Source organism: Bradyrhizobium liaoningense (genome assembly GCF_018130825.1).
Classification (GTDB): Bacteria; Pseudomonadota; Alphaproteobacteria; order Rhizobiales; family Xanthobacteraceae; genus Bradyrhizobium; species Bradyrhizobium liaoningense_B.
The window spans coordinates 319444-340134 of sequence record NZ_JAFCJS010000005.1; the positions used below are offsets into that span (position 1 = coordinate 319444).

A 20691-nucleotide genomic window follows, 5' to 3' on the forward strand; every position below is an offset into this window, starting at 1 on the left:
TCGTCAATAAACCGGCAGAATTACGTAAACCAGCCCAAACATTTCGTTAACCATTTTCGTGCTTGGCTGGGGCGAACCGTACCGCCGGACCGGCGGAACCATCGCGCGATGCCGGGGGCCTTCGCCATGACGCCTGAACTGCAACGGATGGACTGGATGCCCTCGCCCCCGCTTGCGCCCATCGACAGCCCGCTCGATCTCGATCACCTCTCCCGGATGACGCTCGGCGACGCTGAACTGGAACAGGAAGTGCTCGCGATGTTCGCCGAGCAGGCCGTCCGCCTGCTCGCCGCGATGGCGGCCCTGCCGGCCGACACCGGCGCGCTCGCACACAAGCTCAAGGGCTCGGCCCGCGGGATCGGCGCCTTTGCGGTGGCCGACGCTGCCGCCAGCCTCGAGACGGCGGTCCGGACCGGCCACGACCGGCTCCATGCGCTTGCCGCGCTGAAAGAGGCGGTGGCCGAGGTCCGTGCCGCGATCGCGGCGATCCTGAAGCATTAGGCGGGCGCCCCACAAATATGGGGCCTGCGCACTAGCCGTTTGATTTGACGCGTTTTCTGCGCGCGAACCGGGATCCACGCCGCTCGAAAACGCTATGGCGCCGGGCTAACCGACCCGTTATAGGACAGCCCAGACCCTCCTTCATTCCCAACATCGCGGCAGCACGAGCACACATGGCCAAGATTCACTTTGTCGACCACAAGGGCGAAACCCGCACGGTGGAAATCGAGAACGGCGCGACCGTGATGGAAGCCGCCATCCGCAACAGCATTCCCGGCATCGAAGCCGAATGCGGCGGCGCCTGTGCCTGCGCGACCTGCCATGTCTATGTCGACGAAGCCTGGCGCGAGAAGGTCGGCAGCCCGACGCCGATGGAAGAGGACATGCTGGATTTCGGCTTCGACGTGCGCCCGAACTCGCGCCTGTCCTGCCAGATCAAGGTCTCCGACGACCTCGACGGGCTGGTCGTGGCGACGCCGGAACGCCAGGCCTGATCGTCCCTCGATATTACTAGGTGCTCGGCGGCGCGACCACGACGCCGCGCTTGTGCCAGGGTCTGAACTTCTCGATCACCTCTGCGGTCAGCGGTGTCGGCCGGCGTGTTGCCTCGTCGAGCAGGACGCCGACGGAGGTCGCTGACGCAATGCACGTCCCGTTCGAGAACACGGCCTGCTCGAAGGTCACGGAGGTTCGTCCGAGCTTCACGACGCCGAGGCCGAGCTCGATCGTGTTCGGCCAGTGCAGCTCGGCGCGAAAATGCATGTCGAGCCGCACCATGATCCAGGCGAGGCCCGGCGGGGTCAGCCCGTATTCGGGAAGCTTCATCAGCGTGACACGGCCGGTCTCGAAATAGGTGGCGTAGACCGCGTTGTTGACGTGCTGGTTCGGGTCAAGGTCGCCGAAGCGGACATTGTCACTGAGGCGGAACGGAAAGTCCTCAAGGCGCGGCGTCGTGTCGAGGCGGGCTGGTGCGTTCACCGGTTGATCTCCGTCATATCCGTCCTCGTTACAGCCCAGTTATTTTGGCCCGGCAAGTGGGCACGGCGGCGGGGCGATCCCGCTTTTATGCCTTCCCTGTTCCATCCCCGTTGGCTAGACAGGCAGGGTCACCTCTGCCCAACGGGCGCCGTCCAACCGATAACGACCGATAAAGAGACGACATGAGCGACGTGATCAAAACCGATGTGCTGATTATTGGCGCCGGCCCCTGCGGTCTGTTCGCCGCCTTCGAGCTCGGCCTTCTCGACATGAAGGCGCATTTCGTCGACATCCTCGACAAGGTCGGCGGCCAGTGCGCCGAGCTCTATCCGGAAAAGCCGATCTACGACATTCCCGGCATCCCGCACGTTTCGGGGCAGGGGCTCACCGACGCGCTGATGGAGCAGATCAAGCCGTTCCACCCGACCTTCCATCTCGGCGAGATGATCGAGACCGTGGAGAAGATCGGCGATCCCGCGTTCCGCTGCACCACGGACGCCGGCAAGGTGTTCGAATGCAAGGTGGTGGTGATCGCCGCCGGCGGCGGCTCGTTCCAGCCCAAGCGCCCGCCGGTGCCGGGGATCGAGGCCTATGAAGGCACCTCGGTGCACTACGCCGTGCGCAAGATGGAGACGTTCCGCGACAAGAGTGTGCTGATCGTCGGCGGCGGCGATTCCGCGCTCGACTGGACGCTCAACCTGCATCCGCTGGCCAAGCGCATCACGCTTCTGCACCGGCGCGACGAGTTTCGCGCAGCCCCGCACAGCGTCGAGCAGATGCGCGCGCTGGTCGCCGGCGGCAAGATGGATCTGCGGCTCGGCCAGGTCACCGCGCTCTCCGGCGCCGACGGCAAGCTCACCGGTGCGACCGTGAAGGGCAACGACAACAGCATCACGGAAGTCGCCTGCGACACCATGCTGCCGTTCTTCGGCCTGACCATGAAGCTCGGTCCGGTCGCGAACTGGGGCATTGCGCTCGAGAACAACCTAGTGCCGGTCGAGACCAGCGCGTTCGAGACCAACGTGTCAGGCATCTTCGCCATCGGCGACATCAACACCTATCCCGGCAAGATCAAGCTGATCCTGTGCGGCTTCCACGAGGGCGCGCTGATGTCGCAAAAAGCCCATCGTTATGTCTATCCGGAGAAGCGGCTCGTGTTCCAGTACACGACCTCGTCGTCCAGCCTGCAAAAGAAGCTCGGAGTCAACTGACGCCGAGGGGGCGACAAGGCGATGCCCCATGTTTCTGGTGCTGGAACCGTTCGCGAAATCGCCGTAGTGTGCGGCCATTCCGGTCTTGGCTTAGGATAGTCTTGGCTTGACAAAGTCTTGGCACAGCAAGGCGATTGGCTCAGCAAGGTGATGATAATGCGGACTCTCATTTCCAGCTTTCGGCTGCTCCCCTTCCTCGCGCTTGCGCTGTTGCTCGGCGCATCGAACCCGTCCGCGGCGCAGACCGCGGAGCCGACGGCCGCAGGCCTCTGGCAGAAGGTCGAGGACGGCAAGACGGTGGGATGGTTCCTCTTCATCGACCGCAGCGGCATCTTCGAAGGCGTGATCGCAAAAACCTTCCCGCGGCCCGGCGACGATCCGAACGAGGTCTGCAGCAAGTGCACCGACGATCGCAAGAATGCGCCGGTGCTCGGCATCTCCTTCGTCCGCAACATGAAGCGCGAGGGATTGAAGTACGAAGGCGGCAACGTGCTCAATCCGCGCGACGGCCAGATCTGGAAGGCCAACATGAAGGTCAGTCCCGATGGCCAGACGCTGACGCTGCGCGGCTATCTCGGCTTCTCGCTGCTCGGCAAGGACGAGACCTGGACGCGCCTGCCCGACACCAACATCGCCCAGGTCGATCCCGCCATCGTCGCGAAATATTTGCCGGCGCAGGCCGCCGCGACCAAGCCCGCACCCGCGCCTGCGGCCAAGAAGGGCGGCGCGATGATGGCGCCGGCGCCGAAGCAGTAGGGATTTTCGCGCGACCGTTGTCGTCGCAGCCGTCGCTCCACCCACCAGTGTCATTCCCCGCGAAAGCGGGGAATCCAGTACGCCGCGGCTTCTCCGTATCCTCGCACTGTCTCTGGAATACTGGATCGCCCGATCAAGTCGGGCGATGACAGCTGAGTGTGTGGCTCGCGCGTGCCTTGATCTCGCGGGCTACCAGACCGTCAATATGTCCGCGCCTTCTTGCACGGCGCGTAGAAGGTGCCGTTGCCGGCGACGACACGCTCGAGGCACTGCCGGGGATCGGTGATCTCGCCGTCGACCTGGAAATAATAGGCCTGCGATCCCAGGCTCAGGACGTAATGCCCCGGCGCCAGATCGAGCCCCGAATCTCCGGCGTGGAGTTCATGCATCTCGGCCTTCCCCGGAATCGGCGATACCCGGAACGGATAGGAGAAGTTGCGGATCACCCCGACATCCTCTCCGCCACCGAGCGCCTTGCCGGCGGCGTCGCTGGAAAACTCCCTGGCGATCTTCGCCACCACCCGAACCTCGACGCGTTCGGGAATGGCGTTCGCGACATCGCGGCGGAAGACGATGAACTTGACGCGGCCGTTCGGCAGATGCGGCCGATCGGGCTTCCTGAACTCCGGTGAAATCGCAATCCGCATGTCCGGCGCCATCACGCCGGTCGCGGTCAACTCCGTCAGCGACTTGTCGTCGATCAGGGCGTAGATGCCGTAGTCGGTCGGAAGCACGCGCGTCGGGGCGGGGGCGGCGGGCGTCACCATCTCCGGCTTGGCGACCGCGATCGTCGTCTCCGGCTTGGGTGCGACCAGCGCGACCTCCGGGGGCTGGGAGGCGATCTGCCGGCGCAGCGCTGCGATATTGTCCCGCTGCGAAACGATCAGGATGACTGCGCTGACGGCAAGCAGGATGGCTGCCGTGCGCTTGATCACGGGCAGGAGCGGGCCCGAGATCGCAGGCAGCTTGCTGCGCGGCCTGCCGACGCCCGATGGCAAGACGGTCGCATCGCCGGACACGAGAAGACCGGCGGCCTCCTTTGACGAGGTGAGTTGCTGCGACGGCAGGCGCTCCAGCGGCGCCTCATCACGCGAGAATTTCTCGACCTCCTCGATGGCGATCTCGAGCGCCTGCTTCATCTGGTCGATGTTTCTGGCGTCGGCGTAGGTGAACTGCTCCTGGAGCTTGTAGCGGGCGAGGTCGTAGACCATCTGCCGCCTGGCGTCCGCGTCGTCCTTCACCGTCTCCAGCATGCGCGAAATCACCAGCGCAAACTGCACCTGGTTTGCGGGCAGATCGGTCGCGTCCTGTGGGCCAGGGAGCAACTCTCTCGAATTCATAGCGCTGCCGGTCCAATGCCAGTCACGCCGTCACCTGATTCTCTAATCGAAACAGCCGGTTAAACAAATGCGATAAGTTTCGCGGCCACGTTCGTACACGTTGAGGTGCAACAAGGAAAGCCTCGAAAATAGCCGCGTCAAATCGCCGGCGCGTCACGTCTGCAGGCATACGCATGCGTGGGCAACTGTGTGCAGCAGTAGTTCTCCGGAATGCGCGCTGGCGCCGGATTTGCATAGCTTGTCGCAAAGCTGCTGGGGGAGCGAGTCGCCGTCTCACTGCCTGCCGCCAACGTGCGGGAGGCGGACGGTGGCGCCTGTCCCTCGCGGCGCTGACTTCGATCCGCGGGAAGACGACATGACACTTGCAAGACCGTGTGCGGCCATGATGCTCGGCCTGACCGTGCTGCTGGCGACATCGGCGCTGGCGCGCGACGACGGGCGCTACGCCAATTCGCCGCTCAAACCCTGGTTCGAGAGCCTGCACAGCGCGTACGGGCAGTGCTGCTCGGATGCCGACGGCTATGTGGTCGCCGACGTCGACTGGGAATCCGACCAAGGGCGCTATCGCGTCCATCTCGACGGCGAATGGGTCGTGGTGCCGGAGGGAGCCGTGATCACCGAGCCGAACAAGATCGGCCGCACCATGGTGTGGAAGCACTATGTCGACGGCCACCCGCGCGTGCGCTGCTTCATGCCGGGCAGCATGACGTAGAGGTTGCAGCTAGAATCTGTAGGTCACGCTGCCGAGCACGGTGCGGCCGATACCGAGGAAGCAATCGCCGCGCGCCAGGCAGGTGGTGAGGTGGCGCTTGTCGAAGAGATTGCTGGCATTGACCTGCAGCCGCCAGGGACCGGTCTCGTAACGGACCAGGGCATCGAACAGCGTGTAGTCGGGCGTGCGGATGGTGTCGGTGCCGTCCCAGGAGGCGCCGATATAGCGCACGCCGCCGCCGAGCGTGACGCCGGGCAGGCCGAGCTGGGACAGGCGATACTTCGCCCAGAGCGAGGCCTGGTGATCCGGCACGGTCTCGACATGCTTGCCGGCATTGTCGCCGCTTTCCACGCGGGCATCGAGATAGGTGTAGGCGCCGATCAGGTCGAGGTCCGGCGTGATGCGCGCCAGCACCTCGAGCTCGGCACCGCGGATGCGCACCTTGCCGGTCTGGATCGAGAGCATCGGGTTGTCGGGATCGCTGGCGAGCCGGTTTCGCTCGGTGGTGTCGAAGATCGCGCCGTTGATCGCATTGCCGGGCGCCGGATTGTACTTGAAGCCGAGCTCCACCATCTCGCCGCGCTGCGGCGCGCAGACCCCCGTCGCGCAGACACCGCTGCCGAACACCGGATTGAACGACTGCGCATAGGTCACGTAAGGCGTGACGCCGAACGGCAGCTCGTACATCAGCGCGGCGCGGCCAGTGGTCGCCTGGTAATGCTCGACCGGAAAACCCTGCGTGTCGCTGGTGACGTAGTCGTGGCGCAGGCCAAGCACGGCCAGCCATGGTCCGAGCCGCAACTGGTCCTGGGCGTAGAGGCCGAGCTGGCTCTGGCGAAGATCGGGCTCGGCCGACATGTCCGGCGGCGTGACGCCGGTGTAGACCGGCGCGTAGAGATCGAACGGCGTCGCGTCGTAGCCTGCACCGGACGAAGCGCGCTCCTTGTAGCCGCGGTAGTCGACGCCGAACAGCGTCTTGTGCTGGACGGCGCCGGTTGCAAACTTCAACTCGGCATTGCTGTCCGAGGTGAAGTTGTCCTTGACGCTGTCACGAGCCCACACATAGCGCGCCACCGTGCGCCGGCTCGCGTCTAGGAACGGATTGTCCGGCGTGGAGTACACGTCCGGATACAGGCCATGATAGATGCCCTCGACATGCGCATAGCGCATGTTCTGCCGGACCGTCAGCGCATCGCTGAAGCGATGCTCGAACAGGCTGGAGACCGCGCCGGTCTCGGTCTGGTAGCGATCCCAGCCCGGCTCGCTGGTGAAACGATTGACCGGAATGAAGCCGTTGGGACCGGGATAGAGCGTGCCTTCGTGGGGCAGAAAGGCCGTGGACGAGCCGGTGGTGTCCTTCTGGTAGGTGCCGAGCACCGTCCAGCTCGTGTTGTTGGTCGGCCGCCAGGTCAGCGACGGCGCCAGCACGATGCGGTCGTCCTTGACGTAGTCGGTCTGCATGTTGCTGTCGCGGAAGACGCCGACGAAACGGTAGAGCCACTCGCCGTCCTTGGTCAGCTTTCCCGTGGAGTCGAGCTGCACCTGCTTGCGGTTGAAGCTCCCGTACTGAACGCCGATTTCGCTGGCGGATTCGGCCTGCGGACGCTTCGAGATCAGGTTCAACAAGCCTGCAGTCGAGGTGTCGCCGTAAAGCACGGAGGAAGGACCGCGCAAGACCTCGATGCGCTCGAGCGTATAGGGCTCGGGCCGCCATTCGTTGAAGTTGAAGGTGTTCACCATACGGGTGCCGTCGAGATAGATGTTCGGGTCCTGGCCGCGAATGCGCGGATAGTCGCCGCGCGAATCCGCGCCGTAGGCGTCGGCGAATACGCCGGGGACGTAGCGCAGCGCCTCCTGCACGGTGGTCGCGCCCTGATCGGTGACGCGGTCCGCGGTCACCACGCTGATCGATTGCGGCGTCTCGCGCAGCGGAGTGTCGGTCTTGGTGCCGGTGCCGCTGCGGGTGGCGACGTAGCCGCGGACGGGTCCTGTCGCGGTCTCCGCGCCGGTGCTAATGCCGGCCGCCTGCGTATTGGCGTTGGACGGCGCCCGTTCGGCCTGACGGCGGCGGCTCGCCGCCTGTGCGGCCTGACGGGAGCGAGGCGAACGTGAACGCGCTGCCGGCCGCGACGACTGCTCGACCACGACGGCCGGCACCTCCTGCGGCGACGATTGCGCCTTGGCAGGCGCCGCGTCCATCAGGCTTGCCAGCAGCGGCAGCGCTCCTCCGATCAATCCCGCCGTCGTTCTCAGATATGTTGTCATTCGCGACCCCATCATTTGCGGGGCGGACGACTAGCAAGCGCACTCGCGGGCTTGAAGTGCAGGAGGGACGCAATGGTCCTTCAATCATCCGATTTGGAATTAGTATTCATATAAATCGAGCGCGCGCCGATTGATGTCGGCGCGCGGATGCGTGAATGAGAGAATGGCGCGGTGCGCCTGGATGCGACCGCTCAGCGCGCTTCGCTCTGCGCATTCGCGCTCGCAAGCTGCTTGACGCGCGGCGACAGCACCGACACCTGCGCGGGCGAGGCGGGCATGCCGGCGACGATCATCGCGGGCGCGGTCGATTGTTCCTCGACGCCGGCGCCGCCGAGCACCTGGACCTGCGTCGTCGAGATCGGAAACGATTTCACTTCGTAGGAGGGAAGCTCGCTGGCGAATGCAGCGGCCGAGCTGGCAATCATTGCACCGGCAATGGCAATCATCGAGAGAACGCGCATTGGAAAATCTCCGTGAAAGATGTCAATCGGAGGTTTGGTCGCGTTGATGCCGGGGCAGGTTCGCTCGCGTGCGAACATTCCTGTTGCCGCCGGCGCACATATTGGTTGCTTGGTGCGAAAGGATGAAACGAGGAAGAAGTTTTTCGCGCCAATGTTTCCGGACGGTTTCGCGCGCGAAGCCGATGCGCCTCGCTCAGCGCTCTTGCAGATCGAGCTGCGGAGATCTCGCTGCCGTGGTCGCCTCGGGAAAGCACAGGCGCATTGTCGTGCCGCAACCGGGTGCAGAAGAGATGACGAGGTCGCCGCCATGGGCGGCCATGATCTCGCGGACGATCGACAGGCCGAGACCGGCGCCGCCGCCTGCGCCGTTGCCGGTCTGAAACGGCTCCAGCAGCTTGTGCGCCGCGCCGTCGGGCAGGCCTGCGCCGTCATCTTCGACCGATATGCTGCCGCGGCCGAGCGTGGCGACAATGCGTCGCGCGCCACGGGCATGGATGAGCGCGTTGCCGACGAGATTGGCGAGCGCACTGCGGATGGCAGCGTCCACGCCCTGCACCCGGAATGGCCCTTCGTCAGCCCGCTCCAGCGCAAGCTCGATGCCGGCGTCGAGCGCCGACGGCCCGAAATCGGCCAGCACCTCAAGCGTGATCTCGGCAAGATCGATCGGTCGTTTCTCGATCGCGTGATTCTGCAGGCGCGCGAGGTCGAGCATCGCGGACACCAGCGAGGTGAGGCGGCGAACGTCCCGCACCAGCTCGACCTTCAGGGCCGGATCGGGCACGTCGTCGATCTTCGCGCGCAGCAGCGTGAGCGGCGTGCGGAGCTGATGGGCGGCATTGCCGAGAAAGCGGCGCTGCATCCGGATATAGGCGTCGATCTCGCCGAAGGCGCGGTTGAGCGCCTCGACCAGCGGCTTCAGTTCGCGGGGGACCTCGGACAGCGATATCAGGCCTTGCGGTGCTGCAGGGTCGATCGCGAGCGCGCGATGCGCGACCCGTTCGATACCGCGTGAGACGAAACGCGCGGCCAGCGCCGCGCCGACGGCAACGGTCGCGGCAAAGGCCAGCGCCAGCAGCATGATTGAAAAGACACTGCGGATGAGAAAGTTTCTTGCGATCCGGCCGAACCGGACCTGGGGCTCGCCGACCATCATCGTGAGCTGCAACGAACCTCGTTGCACGACGGCGAGGCAGAAGGTGCTCTTCTGGTCGAGCGTGTTGAAGACTGAGGCGCCGATTGGTCCGTGATAGGGAAATGCGAAGGGGAGGGCGGGGCGGCGTTCGCTGCCGTACTCGCTGACCACGTCGCCGGCGGATACGACGTACCAGAGGTTCGGGCTGTCCGCCTTCAGCTCTTCGAGGGCGCGCGTCGGGCGCACCGTGAGGTTCTGCCCTTCGATATCGGTGGCGCGGTCGAGAACGGCAACCACGACCCGGCAAGCCCTGAATTCGCGCTCCTCCATCGGATAGCGCCACATGAAGAGGCCGAGCATGATCAGGAAGATCGTCGTCGCGGCGATGCCGAGCGACAGCGCAAACGTTCGTGCGATCGAGGTCATCGCGGCGCTGCCAGCCGCAGGATGTAACCGATGCCGCGCATGCTGCGGATCTCGACGTCGCCGCCGAAGGCCGCCAACTTCTTCCTCAGGCGCGACACCTGCGCCTCGAGCGTGTTGGATTCGATCTCGTCGTCGAAACCGTAGATTTCCTCGATCAGGGCGGCGCGGGTGATGACGCGGTCGCGCCGCATCAGCAGCGCGCCCAGGATCAGCGCCTCGCGCCGCCGCAGCAGTATCTTCCTGTCGGCGACCACGACTTCATTGCTGCCGAGATGCAGCTCGACATTGCCGAGCGACAGCACGGCAGGCGCGAGCAGGCGGGGCCGCCGCAACACGGCGCGCACCCGTGCAAGCAGCTCCTGCGGCTCGAACGGCTTGCCGAGATAGTCGTCGGCGCCGCCATTGAGGCCGTCGACGACGTCTTCTTTGGTGTCCTTGGACGTCAGCATGATGATCGCAGGGCGATCCGGTGACTGGCTCAGCGCGGTGACAACCTCGAGTGCATCGCCGTCGGGCAGCATCCGATCGACGATCGCGAGATCATATTTGAAATTGTCCAGCGCCTGACGGGCATCGGCAACCGAGCCGACGAGATCGACGACGCCGTGCAATTGTCCAAGCAGGCGGCTGATATAGGCGCCGATCTGCGGTTCGTCTTCGATCACGAGCGATCGCACGCGGGTCGTCCCTGACTCTCCTGGGGCCACAATGCCCCCAACGTTGACGCTCTCTGCCCGAAGTCCGGCGGTTCGGTTCGTGCGCGAGTTCCGTTTAATGCAGCGAGCTTGGCGAATAAAAGGCAGGAACGAACGGGCTGAGCGGCAGGCGCGGTCAAAAGTTGTGGGCGTGAACGCGTGCCGGGCAATGTTCGGGCAATGTTGATCCGGCCGCGCACCCCGCGCGCGGAATGTCGCGGGCACGGTTGCCCGTTGCAATCTTGGGGCAATTTTGCCGGACCACATGCTGGGCTCCTGATCACACAGTCGACTCGGCCAGTAAGGCCGGTCCGGGGCCCTGAAATGAAGCATATTGACGAAGCCGCTCTCCGCCTCACGGTGAAGGCGCGGCGGACGACCGCCTGTCTTGTCGCGCTCGCTGCGATCACGGCGACCGCGCAATCGGCATCGGCGCAGACCGCGTTCACGCTGCCGGCCCCGCCATTCGAGCTGCCGATGCTGCCGTCGCCGTCCGGAAACTGGACCGTCGTGGTCGGTATCGGCGGCGAATACACACCTGACTTCGTCGGGTCGAAGAACAGCAAGTTTCTCCCGATTCCGATCTTCACCATCCGCCGTGCCGGCTCGATCGATCAGTTTCGCGGGCCGCGCGACAGCGCCAGCATCGCGGTGCTCGACGTCGGCAATTTTCGCGCGGGCCCTGCGTTCAAATACGTTTCCTCGCGCAAAAGCGACAAATATGCCGAGCTGACCGGTCTTGGCGACGTCAAGGCCGCCTATGAGCTCGGCGGCTTCGTCGAATATTATCCGGTGGATTGGCTGCGCCTGCGCAGCGAGTTGCGTCAGGGTTTCGGTGGCCACACCGGCGCGGTGGCCGACGTCTCCGCCGACGCCATCGTGCCGCTGATCGAGAGACTAACGATCTCGGCCGGCCCGCGCTTCACCTGGAAGAGCACCAAGGCGACCGCGCCCTATTTCGGCGTCGACGCCGTGCAGGCGCTGGCATCGGGGTTGCCGATGTACAATGCCAGAGGCGGCGCGCACTCGGTCGGCTTCGGCAGCCAGATCTCCTATCGCATCAATCCGCAGTGGGAGGTCCATGCCTATGTCGAATACGAGAAGCTGCTGGGCGATGCCGCGGACAGCCCGCTGGTGAAGCAGCGGGGATCGTCGAACCAGACCACTGTTGGCCTGGGTGCGTCCTATTCGTTCGATTTCAGGATTCGATGAGCCGCCATGCGTCGCATTGCTGTTCTATGGATTGGCCTCGCGGTCGCGTCCGCCATCCTCGGTGCCGCCGCCGCATTCGAGACGCGCGCGAGCCGGCTGCAGGCGATCAAGACCGTCGGTATCGTCTCGGCCATCGGCGAGGAGATGAGCCTGACGCGCGCCGGCCTGACCGGGCTCGGCAACACCGCGCAAAGCCTCTCGATCAGCGCATGGGGACTGGACGAGTTGATCGTCCAGCAGGCGACGAAGCTCTTGAGCGGACGCTTTCGCGTGCAGCCGGTGACTTACAGGCGCGCTGCGTTCGCAGCCATCAGGGATTCGGCGGTCGCGCCCGTCAATCTCCTGCGCAGCGATCCGTTCAAGGAATTGGTTCGCAGCGATGTCGCGCCGCAGGGGATGGATGCGTACATCGTCGTCACCCGGGCAAGATCGAAGCTTGGCAACGGCCGCAACGTCGAGGGCGTCGGGCTCGCCGAATACCGGACGCTGCTTGCGGATTACGGCCTGATCCACGCGCTCTACGAAGTCCGCGTCATCGACGGCAAGTCGTTCGACGTCATCGAGAAGCGGGTGGCTGCGCCGCTCGACAATACCGGGACCGTGCGGATTGCCGGCCCGAGCGGACCGGTCGACGAGACGTTTGGCGGCCCGGCTTCAGGGGAGCGGTTGCGTACCGCAATTGCCGATCTCATCACGCGCAGCCTGCCCGTCACGCTGGGCGATATGCACCTGATCGACAGCCAGTGACCCCTTAGGTCACCGGCGCCGGATTGAACAACGTGAGATCATTGTGGATGCCCCAGCGGTCCGACCACGGCTTGGTGCGGCCAGAGGCGACGTCGAGGATGAGGCGGAACAGGTCCCAGCCGCACTCCTCGATGGTCTTCTCGCCGGTGGCGATGCTGCCGGAATCGAAATCGATCAGGTCCTTCCAGCGCCGTGCGAGCTCGCTGCGGGTCGCGACCTTGATCACGGGCGCGGCGGCAAGGCCGTAGGGCGTGCCGCGACCGGTGGTGAACACCTGCAGCGTCATGCCGGAGGCGAGCTGCAGCGTGCCGCAGATGAAGTCGGACGCCGGCGTTGCCGCAAACAGCATGCCCTTCTGCGTCGCCTTCTCGCCGGGCGAGAGCACGCCGGTAATGGCTGATGATCCGGACTTCACGATCGAGCCGAGCGACTTCTCGACGATGTTGGCGAGGCCGCCCTTCTTGTTGCCGGGCGTGGTGTTGGCGCTGCGGTCGGCGCCGCCGCGGGCGAGATAGGAATCGTACCAGGCCATCTCCCGCACCAGCGCGCGGCCGACGTCTTCGTTGATGGCGCGGCGGGTGAGCAGCTGGATGGCGTCGCGCACTTCGGTCACTTCAGAGAACATCACGGTGGCGCCGGCGCGCACCAGGAGGTCCGCGGCAAAGCCGACGGCGGGGTTCGCGGTGACGCCGGAGAAGGCGTCGCTGCCGCCGCATTGCAGGCCGATGACGAGATCGGAAGCCGGGCAGGTCTCGCGCTTGCGCGTGTTGAGCACCTTCAGGCGCGCCTCGGCCTGAGTCATGATCGCATCGACGATCGCGCCAAAACCGTCGAAGGCCTCGTCCTGCATGCGCACGATGGCATCGCTGACACCTTCCGGCACCAGTCGCTCGGGCGCGAGCTTCTCGCAGCCGAGGCCGACGACGAGAATCTCACCGCCGAAATTCGGGTTGAGCGCGAGGTTCTGCAGGGTGCGGATCGGCACCACCGCGTCGGGCGCGGTGATGGCGACGCCGCAGCCATAGGCGTGTGTGAGCGGCACGACGTCGTCGACGTTCGGATACTTCGGCAGCAGCTCGGCGCGGATGCGCTTGACCGCATATTCCATCGTGCCCTTGACGCATTGCACGGAGGAGGAGATGCCAAGGATGTTCTTGGTGCCGACCGATCCGTCCGGATTGCGGTAGCCTTCGAAGGTGAAACCTTCGAGCGGCGGCAGCGGAGCCGGGACGGCGGTGGAGATTTCCAGCTTGTCGAGGGCAGGGGCCTCCGGCATGCGGATGCGCGCCTCGTCCACCCATTCGCCGGCGAGGATCGGCGAGAGCGCGTAGCCGATGATCTCGCCATAGCGGATGATCGGCGCGTCTTGCGCGATGTCGACCAGCGCCGTCTTGTGTCCCTGCGGCACGAAGGCGCGCAGCGTCAGTCCGCTGGCGAAGCGGGAGCCGGCGGGAAGCCCGAAATCATTGACCACGATCGCGACGTTGTCGCGCTCGTTGAGCTTGATGTAGCGGGGCTGCTCTTTCGCTGCGACGTCCTGGTCCATCGCGGACTCCGGGATTTGTAGGGTGGGTTAGCGCAGCGTAACCCACCAATGTCTTCATCCTTGGAAGCAGAAGAGGTGGGTTACGCTGCGCTAACCCACCCTACGATGTCAGCCTATCAGCCCGGGAAAGTATAAGCCGTCTTCACCGTCGTATAGAACTCGCGGGCATAGGAGCCCTGCTCGCGGGCGCCGTAGCTCGAACCCTTCCGGCCGCCGAACGGCACGTGATAGTCGACGCCGGCGGTCGGCAAATTGACCATCACCATGCCGGACTCGCTGTTGCGCTTGTAGTGCGAGGCGTATTTCAGGCTGGTGGTGCAGATGCCGGAGGCGAGGCCGAACTCGGTGTCGTTGGAGATCGCCAGCGCCTCCTCGTAGTTCTTGGCGCGGATGACGGCGGCGACCGGGCCGAAGATTTCCTCACGCGCGATGCGCATGTTGTTGTTGGCCTCGGTGAACAGCGCCGGCGCGAGGTAGTGGCCGGGGTTCTCGCGCTTGAGCAGCTCGCCGCCGAAGGCGAGCTTGGCGCCTTCGTCCTGGCCGATCTTGATGTAGCGCAGGTCCTGGTCGAGCTGGCTCTGATCGACCACGGGGCCGATATGCACTCCGGCCTTGAGCGCGTCGTCCACCGACAGGCCCTTCAGCCGCTCGGCCACCGCAGCGACGAAGCGGTCATGGATGCCTTCGGTGACGATCAGGCGCGAGGACGCCGTGCAACGCTGGCCGGTGGAGAAATAGGCGCCATTGACGGCGACCTCGACGGCGGTCTTGAGGTCGGCGTCGTCGAGCACGACCAGCGGGTTCTTGCCGCCCATCTCGAGCTGGAACTTCTTCATCGGGTTCGAGAGCACGCAGGCCTGCGCGATCTTGCGACCGGTCTGCACCGAGCCGGTGAAGGAGATCGCGGCTACATCAGGATGATCGAGGAGGGTCTGGCCGACGACGGAGCCGGAGCCGACGACGAGGTTGAACACGCCGGCGGGAATGCCGGAGCGGGTGATGATCTCGGACAGCGCGTGCCCCGAGCCGGGCACCAGCTCGGCCGGCTTGAACACCACGGTGTTGCCGTAGCAGAGCGCCGGCGCGATCTTCCAGGCGGGGATCGCGATCGGGAAGTTCCAGGGCGTGATCATGCCGATGACGCCGACCGGCTCACGGGTGAGCTCGACGTCGAGGCCGGGGCGCACCGAGGCGCCCTTTTCGCCGATCAGGCGCAGCGCTTCACCGGCGAAGAACGCAAAGATCTGGCCGGCGCGGGCGACCTCGCCGATGCCTTCCGGCAGCGTCTTGCCTTCCTCGCGGGCGAGCAGGCGGCCAAGCTCTTCCTTGCGGGCGAGGATTTCAGTCGAGATCTTGTTGAGCGCGTCGTAGCGCACCTGCGGGGTCGACTGCGCCCAGGCAGGGAAGGCGGCCTTGGCGGCGGCGATCGCCTTCTCGGTCTGCGCCTTATCGGCCTTGGCGTATTCGCCGACGAGATCGTTGGTGTTGGAGGGGTTGATGTTCTTGGTGACGCCGGAGCCGTCGACCCATTCGCCGCCGATGAAGTTTTTAAGGATCGCAGTCATCTTTTTCCTCCAGGGGAACGCTCTTTAACGGACGAGGCAGGGACGCTTGTCGTCAAACGTCCAGCCGGGGATCAAGTCCTGCATGGCCATAGCGTCATCCCGGGCGCCAAGTCCATGCTTCTTGTAGAGCTCATGCGCGGCCTCGATGGCGGCACGGTCGATCTCGATGCCGAGTCCCGGGCGGTCCGGGACGGCGATCTTGCCGCCCTTGATCTGGAGCGGCTCTTTGGTCAGGGCCTGGCCGTCCTGCCAGATCCAGTGGGTGTCGATCGCGGTGACCCTGCCGGGGGCGGCGGCGCCGACATGGGTGAACATGGCGAGCGAAATGTCGAAATGGTTGTTGGAGTGCGAGCCCCAGGTCAGGCCGTTGTCACGGCAGGTCTGGGCCACGCGGACCGAGCCTTGCATTGTCCAGAAATGGGGGTCGGCCAGCGGAATGTCCACCGCGCCCAGGCGCAGCGCATGGGAGAGCTGCCGCCAGTCGGTGGCGATCATGTTGGTCGCGGTCGGCAGGCCCGTGGCGCGGCGGAACTCGGCCATGATCTCGCGGCCGGAGAAGCCGGCCTCGGCGCCGCAGGGGTCCTCGGCATAGGCGAGGATGCCGTGCATGTCCTTGCAGAGGTTGATCGCCTCATCCAGCGACCAGGCGCCGTTGGGGTCGAGCGTGACGCGCGCGTTCGGGAAACGCTTCGCAATCGCGGTGACGGCCTCGATCTCCTGCTCGCCGCGCAGCACGCCACCCTTCAGCTTGAAGTCGGCGAAGCCGTAATGGTCGTGGGTGGCCTCCGCGAGCCGAACCACGGTCTCGGGCGTCATCGCCTCCTGGTGGCGGAGGTTGAACCATTCCGCCTTGCCGGTCTCGCCCGTGACGTAGTCGAGCTTGCTCTTGCTGATATCGCCGACGAAGAAGAGATAGCCGAGCGTCTCGACGCTCTTGCGCTGCTGGCCTTCGCCGAGCAGGGCGGCGACCGGCAGGTTGAGATGCTGGCCGAGCAGGTCGAGGAGGGCGGATTCGATCGCGGTGACCGCGTGGATCATCACGCGCAGGTCGAAGGTCTGCTTGCCGCGGCCGCCGGCGTCGCGGTCGGCGAAGGTGGTGCGGATGTCGGCGAGGATGTTGTTCATCGCGCCGACGGTCTTGCCGATCAGGAGATCGCGGGCGTCCTGCAGCGTCTGCCAGATCTTCTGCCCGCCCGGCACCTCGCCGACGCCGGTGTGGCCGGCATTGTCGGTGAGGATGACGATGTTGCGGGTGAAGAACGGCGCATGCGCGCCGCTGAGGTTGAGGAGCATGCTGTCGCGGCCCGCGACCGGGATCACCTGCATCGCCGTGACGACCGGTGCGCCGGAGATATTGGTCTCGGCCATCGCACGCTCCTCCCTGTTGTCGGCTGCTATTCTGCAGCCTGTTGTGACGATCGTGCGGCGGGCAGCTTCTTCACCAGCGCGGCCAATTCCGCGATCTCCTGCTCGGTGAGATCGGTCAGCGGCGGGCGGACCGGGCCGGAATCGCGGCCGATCACCTTCATGCCGGCCTTGATGATCGAGACCGCATAACCCTTCTTGCGGTTGCGGATCGCGATCAGCGGCAGGATGAAATCCTTCAGGCCGGCGTGGATCGCCGCATGGTCGCGCTTGCGCACGGCGGCATAGAAGTTGGTGGCGAATTCCGGCACGAAGTTGAACACGGCCGAGGAGTACGTCGTCACGCCCATGTCGAGATAGGGCAGCGCGAAGGTTTCCGCGGTCGGCAGGCCGCCGACATAGGTGAGGCGGTCGCCGAGCTTGGTGTAGACGCGGGTCATCAACTCGATGTCGCCGATGCCGTCCTTGTAGCCGACGAGATTCGGGCAGCGCTCGGCGAGACGCGCGAGCGTATCGGGCTGCAGGATGGCGTTGTCGCGGTTGTAGACGATGACGCCGATCTTCACGGAAGCGCAGACCGCCTCGACATGGGCGGCAAGGCCTTCCTGCTCGGAATGGGTGAGGTAGGGCGGCAGCAGCAAGAGGCCGTCGGCACCGGCCTTTTCCGCTCCGATCGCGATCTCGCGGGCGATCGCGGTGCCATACCCGGTGCCGGCGAGCACGGGCACGCGGCCCTTGGTCTCGTCGACGGCGACCTTGACGACCTCAGGAACCTCGGTCGGGGTCAGTGAAAAGAACTCGCCGGTGCCGCCGGCGGCGAAGAGACCTGCGACATCATAGCCGCACAGCCAATCCATGTTGGCGCGGTAGGTGGCCTCGTCGAAGGAATAGTCAGCCTTGAACGGCGTGACGGGGAAGGACAGGAGGCCCGATCCGATCTTCTGGGCCATTTCCTGCGGGGTCATCTTGCTCATGGGCGCGGCTCCCTTATTGCGTGTTGTGGAGGACGCAAGCAGAAGGCTGCGCGTCCATGCGCCGTGGTTTAGGCAACCGTTCGATGCGCGTCCAAGCCAAAGCCTATATCGACCGATGCGAATTCAGCATCAATCGTCCACGGCATCCGCGGAGGACAATTCACCGGCGATTTTGACCAGTGCCGACAGCAACGGGTTCTCGTCCTCGCGGCGCCAGACCATGAACAGCTCGACCGGGACGCGGGTGCGCAGCTTCAGGGGACGCAGCCGCACGTCGGAGATCTTCAGGCTCGCGGCCGCCGCCGGCACGATGGCAAGGCCGAGGCCGGCGCGGACCATGGCGAGGATGGAGTGGATCTGGCTGAGATGCTGCACGTAGCGCGGCAGCACGTCGGCGCGGGTGAAGAGGGCCACCAAGAGATCATGGAAGTAGCGGCTCTCATAGGGCGAATACATCACGAAGGGCTGGTCATCGAAGTCCTTGATGGTGATGCTCTCGGCATTGGCGAGCGGATGCTTCTTCGGGATCGCGGCGAGCAGGGGTTCGGCGACGACGCGGCGGCTGGTGAGCTCGGGGCGGGCGATCGGCGGCCGGAGCAGGCCGGCGTCGATCTGGCCTGATGTCAGCGCCTCGAACTGGTCGCCCGACACCATCTCCTTCAGCGAGAAGTCCACCTCGGGCAGCTTGGCGCGGCAGGCGGCGACGAGCTCGGGCAGGAAGCCGTAGGCGGCGGCCGCGGTGAAGCCGATCTTCAGCGAGCCGGTCTTGCCGAGCGCGATGCGGCGGGCGACCTGCGAGGCGCTTTCCGCGAGCTTCAGGATGCGGCGGGCTTCGGGCAGGAAGCTGCGTCCCGCAGGCGTCAGGCGCACCGAGCGGCTGGTACGCTCCAGCAGCGGCGCGTCGATGATGTGCTCGAGCACCTGGATCTGCCGGGACAGCGGCGGCTGGGTCATGTTGAGCCGTGCGGCGGCGCGGCCGAAATGCAATTCCTCCGCCACCGTGACGAAACAGCGGAGCTGGTTGAGGTCGAACATCGATACATGCCTTAGATGGATAAGGCGTTTCCCCGGCACTTCTAGCATCGATCATCCCCAAAACAAAGACGGCGGCCGTGAAGCCGCCGTTGAGTTGCCTGGTCAAGCTCCCATGGGAGCCCTCAGGAGGAACGTTTGAGCGTCACCCGCTCGATCTTGCCGACGATGACGAGATAGGCGAAGGCGGCCACCAGCGCGTTGGCCCCGACGAACACCAGCGCGCCGTTGAACGAGCCGGTCGCGGCCAGGATGTAGCCGATCACGATCGGGGTGGTGATCGAGGAGAGGTTGCCGAAGGTGTTGAACAGGCCGCCGGAGACGCCGCCGGCTTCCTTCGGCGAGGTATCGGAGACGACCGCCCAGCCGAGTGCGCCGATGCCCTTGCCGAAGAAGGCGAGCGCCATGAAGCCGACCACCATCGCCTGTCCGTCGACATAGTTGCAGGCGATGATCGACATCGACAGCAGCATGCCGCCGACGATCGGAATCTTGCGCGCCATGGTGAGCGAGCCGGTCCTGCGCAGGATGGCGTCGGAGATGATGCCGCCCAGCACGCCACCGATGAAGCCGCACAGCGCGGGCAGGGTCGCCACGAAGCCGGCTTGCAGGATCGACAGGCCGCGCTCCTTGACGAGGTAGACCGGAAACCAGGTCAGGAAGAAATAGGTCAGCGTGTTGATGCAGTACTGGCCGAGATAGACGCCAAGCATCATGCGGTTGGAGAGCAGCTGGCGGATGTGATCCCAGCCGGAGCCGGCCTCGGGCGCGCGCTCGCGCAGCTGATCGTCCTTGGGCGCGTCGAGATCGACCAGCGCGCCGCCCTCCTTGATGTAGTCGAACTCCGCCTCATTGATCGAGGGGTGCTCCTTCGGGCCATAGATGGTCTTGAGCCAGACGAGGCCCATGACGACACCGAGCGCGCCCATCACGAAGAACACGAAGCGCCAGCCGTAAGAATGGGCGATCCAGCCCATCAGCGGCGCGAAGATCACGGTGGCGAAATACTGCCCGGAATTGAAGAAGGCCGACGCGGTGCCGCGCTCATTGCCGGGAAACCAGGCCGCGACGATACGTGCATTGGCGGGAAAGGATGGCGCTTCCGCGACGCCGACAAGGAGGCGGAGCGCGAACAGCACGATGATGGCAGCGCCGGCGCTGAGGAAACCGACCCAGCCCTGCATCAGCGTGAACAGCGACCAGATGATGATGCTGAAGGCATAAACGAGGCGCGAACCGTAGCGGTCGAGCAGCCAGCCGCCCGGCACCTGCGCCGCGACATAGGACCAGCCGAAAGCCGAGAAGATCCAGCCCATGGCGACGGGATCGAGATGCAGCTCCTTGGAGAGTGCGGGACCGGCGATCGACAGCGTGGCGCGGTCGGCATAATTCACGGTGGTGACCAGGAACAGCATGGTCACGATGAACAGCCTGACGCGAGACCTCCTCACGTCCGCTGCGGACACCACTGCGCTCATTGCGCCTCCTTAGAACTCGAAATGTTTCCTCAAGGCGAGTCCTAGAGGCGCGTGCGGCAAGGTGTCCAAGTTCAAGGGAGTATCGATCGATGCCGTTTTTGGATTGATGGAACGGCAGGTTGGGGGAACGATCGTGAAATCGTGAGAATGCGCAAGCGAGCTAGCGCCAACACTCAACTGTCATTCCCCGCGAAAGCGGGGAATCCAGTACGCCGCGGCGTCTCGATTCAATCACGTCTGTACTGGATCGCCCGCCTGCGCGGGCGATGACACCGAGGGTGTGGCGAGCTACGAC

General features: G+C 65.1%; 19 protein-coding genes. 7 read left to right on the plus strand and 12 right to left on the minus strand.

Translation table 11 applies throughout. The annotated features are described in order from the left end of the window. Window positions 1-126: 126 nt before the first annotated feature. Window positions 127-501, plus strand: a complete 375-nt coding sequence (locus JQ603_RS23295) for an Hpt domain-containing protein (protein WP_212342896.1) — start codon at window positions 127-129, stop codon at window positions 499-501. A 173-nt stretch (window positions 502-674) separates the two neighbouring features. Continuing rightward, window positions 675-995 (plus strand): 2Fe-2S iron-sulfur cluster-binding protein, encoded by a 321-nt coding sequence (locus JQ603_RS23300; protein ID WP_018642875.1) that lies wholly within the window; start codon window positions 675-677, stop codon window positions 993-995. 16 nt (window positions 996-1011) lie between these two features. Here the strand turns inward: JQ603_RS23300 and JQ603_RS23305 are convergent, their stop codons facing one another. Then, on the minus strand, window positions 1012-1479 hold the full coding sequence (locus tag JQ603_RS23305) for an acyl-CoA thioesterase (protein ID WP_212342897.1): 468 nt from the start codon (window positions 1477-1479) through the stop codon (window positions 1012-1014). 182 nt (window positions 1480-1661) lie between these two features. Here JQ603_RS23305 and JQ603_RS23310 point away from each other — a divergent pair, with 182 nt between their 5' ends. Next, window positions 1662-2690 (plus strand): NAD(P)/FAD-dependent oxidoreductase, encoded by a 1029-nt coding sequence (locus JQ603_RS23310; RefSeq protein WP_212342898.1) that lies wholly within the window; start codon window positions 1662-1664, stop codon window positions 2688-2690. Window positions 2691-2846: 156 nt separating this feature from the next. Continuing rightward, window positions 2847-3446: a DUF2147 domain-containing protein gene (locus JQ603_RS23315; RefSeq protein WP_212342899.1), complete on the plus strand. Its 600-nt coding sequence runs from the start codon at window positions 2847-2849 to the stop codon at window positions 3444-3446. 200 nt (window positions 3447-3646) lie between these two features. Here the strand turns inward: JQ603_RS23315 and JQ603_RS23320 are convergent, their stop codons facing one another. Beyond that, window positions 3647-4771 (minus strand): hypothetical protein, encoded by a 1125-nt coding sequence (locus JQ603_RS23320; RefSeq protein ID WP_245003793.1) that lies wholly within the window; start codon window positions 4769-4771, stop codon window positions 3647-3649. Between the two features lie 370 nt (window positions 4772-5141). Here JQ603_RS23320 and JQ603_RS23325 point away from each other — a divergent pair, with 370 nt between their 5' ends. After that, entirely contained in the window at window positions 5142-5498 is a 357-nt protein-coding gene (locus JQ603_RS23325; protein ID WP_212342901.1) for a hypothetical protein, read from the plus strand. A 9-nt stretch (window positions 5499-5507) separates the two neighbouring features. Here the strand turns inward: JQ603_RS23325 and JQ603_RS23330 are convergent, their stop codons facing one another. From JQ603_RS23330 to JQ603_RS23345, 4 genes are all read right to left on the minus strand, one after another. Beyond that, the gene (locus JQ603_RS23330; RefSeq protein ID WP_212342903.1) at window positions 5508-7763 is read right to left on the minus strand and encodes a TonB-dependent siderophore receptor; all 2256 of its coding nucleotides are present in this window, start codon (window positions 7761-7763) and stop codon (window positions 5508-5510) included. A gap of 191 nt (window positions 7764-7954) precedes the next feature. Continuing rightward, a complete protein-coding gene (locus JQ603_RS23335) occupies window positions 7955-8224 on the minus strand; it encodes a hypothetical protein (RefSeq protein ID WP_212342904.1) in 270 nt (89 codons plus the stop codon). A 193-nt stretch (window positions 8225-8417) separates the two neighbouring features. Next, window positions 8418-9782 carry a sensor histidine kinase gene (locus JQ603_RS23340; RefSeq protein ID WP_212342906.1) on the minus strand — a complete coding sequence of 455 codons (1365 nt, stop codon included), beginning with the start codon at window positions 9780-9782 and terminating at the stop codon, window positions 8418-8420. Beyond that, on the minus strand, window positions 9779-10744 hold the full coding sequence (locus JQ603_RS23345; RefSeq protein WP_245003794.1) for a response regulator transcription factor: 966 nt from the start codon (window positions 10742-10744) through the stop codon (window positions 9779-9781). The genes JQ603_RS23340 and JQ603_RS23345 overlap by 4 nt, the downstream gene beginning before the upstream one ends. Before the next feature lie 57 nt (window positions 10745-10801). Between JQ603_RS23345 and JQ603_RS23350 the strand changes: the two genes are divergently transcribed. Both JQ603_RS23350 and JQ603_RS23355 read left to right on the plus strand, forming a co-directional pair. Continuing rightward, entirely contained in the window at window positions 10802-11689 is an 888-nt protein-coding gene (locus JQ603_RS23350) for a MipA/OmpV family protein (RefSeq protein WP_245003795.1), read from the plus strand. A 6-nt stretch (window positions 11690-11695) separates the two neighbouring features. Beyond that, window positions 11696-12436 carry a hypothetical protein gene (locus JQ603_RS23355; protein ID WP_212342911.1) on the plus strand — a complete coding sequence of 247 codons (741 nt, stop codon included), beginning with the start codon at window positions 11696-11698 and terminating at the stop codon, window positions 12434-12436. 4 nt (window positions 12437-12440) lie between these two features. Here JQ603_RS23355 and garD read toward each other — a convergent pair whose 3' ends face one another. The 6 genes from garD to JQ603_RS23385 form a co-directional block, all read right to left on the minus strand. Next, window positions 12441-13982 carry a galactarate dehydratase gene (garD, locus tag JQ603_RS23360; RefSeq protein WP_212342913.1) on the minus strand — a complete coding sequence of 514 codons (1542 nt, stop codon included), beginning with the start codon at window positions 13980-13982 and terminating at the stop codon, window positions 12441-12443. Between the two features lie 116 nt (window positions 13983-14098). Further along, window positions 14099-15547 (minus strand): aldehyde dehydrogenase family protein, encoded by a 1449-nt coding sequence (locus tag JQ603_RS23365; protein ID WP_212342915.1) that lies wholly within the window; start codon window positions 15545-15547, stop codon window positions 14099-14101. A gap of 24 nt (window positions 15548-15571) precedes the next feature. Next, window positions 15572-16915, minus strand: coding sequence for a glucarate dehydratase (gudD, locus tag JQ603_RS23370; protein ID WP_212342917.1), 1344 nt, complete (start codon window positions 16913-16915; stop codon window positions 15572-15574). Window positions 16916-16941: 26 nt separating this feature from the next. Beyond that, a complete protein-coding gene (kdgD, locus tag JQ603_RS23375; RefSeq protein ID WP_212342918.1) occupies window positions 16942-17886 on the minus strand; it encodes a 5-dehydro-4-deoxyglucarate dehydratase in 945 nt (314 codons plus the stop codon). Between the two features lie 129 nt (window positions 17887-18015). After that, window positions 18016-18921: a LysR substrate-binding domain-containing protein gene (locus JQ603_RS23380; protein WP_212342919.1), complete on the minus strand. Its 906-nt coding sequence runs from the start codon at window positions 18919-18921 to the stop codon at window positions 18016-18018. A gap of 122 nt (window positions 18922-19043) precedes the next feature. Then, window positions 19044-20396 carry an MFS transporter gene (locus tag JQ603_RS23385; protein WP_212342920.1) on the minus strand — a complete coding sequence of 451 codons (1353 nt, stop codon included), beginning with the start codon at window positions 20394-20396 and terminating at the stop codon, window positions 19044-19046. Window positions 20397-20691 lie beyond the last annotated feature (295 nt).

Coding starts and splice junctions, on each gene's coding strand:
- JQ603_RS23295 (WP_212342896.1), top strand. CDS start 127: ATGACGCCTGAACTGCAACGGATGGACTGGATGCCCTCGCCCCCGCTT.
- JQ603_RS23300 (WP_018642875.1), top strand. CDS start 675: ATGGCCAAGATTCACTTTGTCGACCACAAGGGCGAAACCCGCACGGTG.
- JQ603_RS23310 (WP_212342898.1), top strand. CDS start 1,662: ATGAGCGACGTGATCAAAACCGATGTGCTGATTATTGGCGCCGGCCCC.
- JQ603_RS23315 (WP_212342899.1), top strand. CDS start 2,847: ATGCGGACTCTCATTTCCAGCTTTCGGCTGCTCCCCTTCCTCGCGCTT.
- JQ603_RS23325 (WP_212342901.1), top strand. CDS start 5,142: ATGACACTTGCAAGACCGTGTGCGGCCATGATGCTCGGCCTGACCGTG.
- JQ603_RS23330 (WP_212342903.1), bottom strand. CDS start 7,763: ATGACAACATATCTGAGAACGACGGCGGGATTGATCGGAGGAGCGCTG.
- JQ603_RS23335 (WP_212342904.1), bottom strand. CDS start 8,224: ATGCGCGTTCTCTCGATGATTGCCATTGCCGGTGCAATGATTGCCAGC.
- JQ603_RS23340 (WP_212342906.1), bottom strand. CDS start 9,782: ATGACCTCGATCGCACGAACGTTTGCGCTGTCGCTCGGCATCGCCGCG.
- JQ603_RS23345 (WP_245003794.1), bottom strand. CDS start 10,744: ATGTGGTCCGGCAAAATTGCCCCAAGATTGCAACGGGCAACCGTGCCC.
- JQ603_RS23350 (WP_245003795.1), top strand. CDS start 10,802: ATGAAGCATATTGACGAAGCCGCTCTCCGCCTCACGGTGAAGGCGCGG.
- JQ603_RS23355 (WP_212342911.1), top strand. CDS start 11,696: ATGCGTCGCATTGCTGTTCTATGGATTGGCCTCGCGGTCGCGTCCGCC.
- garD (WP_212342913.1), bottom strand. CDS start 13,982: ATGGACCAGGACGTCGCAGCGAAAGAGCAGCCCCGCTACATCAAGCTC.
- JQ603_RS23365 (WP_212342915.1), bottom strand. CDS start 15,547: ATGACTGCGATCCTTAAAAACTTCATCGGCGGCGAATGGGTCGACGGC.
- gudD (WP_212342917.1), bottom strand. CDS start 16,915: ATGGCCGAGACCAATATCTCCGGCGCACCGGTCGTCACGGCGATGCAG.
- kdgD (WP_212342918.1), bottom strand. CDS start 17,886: ATGAGCAAGATGACCCCGCAGGAAATGGCCCAGAAGATCGGATCGGGC.
- JQ603_RS23380 (WP_212342919.1), bottom strand. CDS start 18,921: ATGTTCGACCTCAACCAGCTCCGCTGTTTCGTCACGGTGGCGGAGGAA.
- JQ603_RS23385 (WP_212342920.1), bottom strand. CDS start 20,396: ATGAGCGCAGTGGTGTCCGCAGCGGACGTGAGGAGGTCTCGCGTCAGG.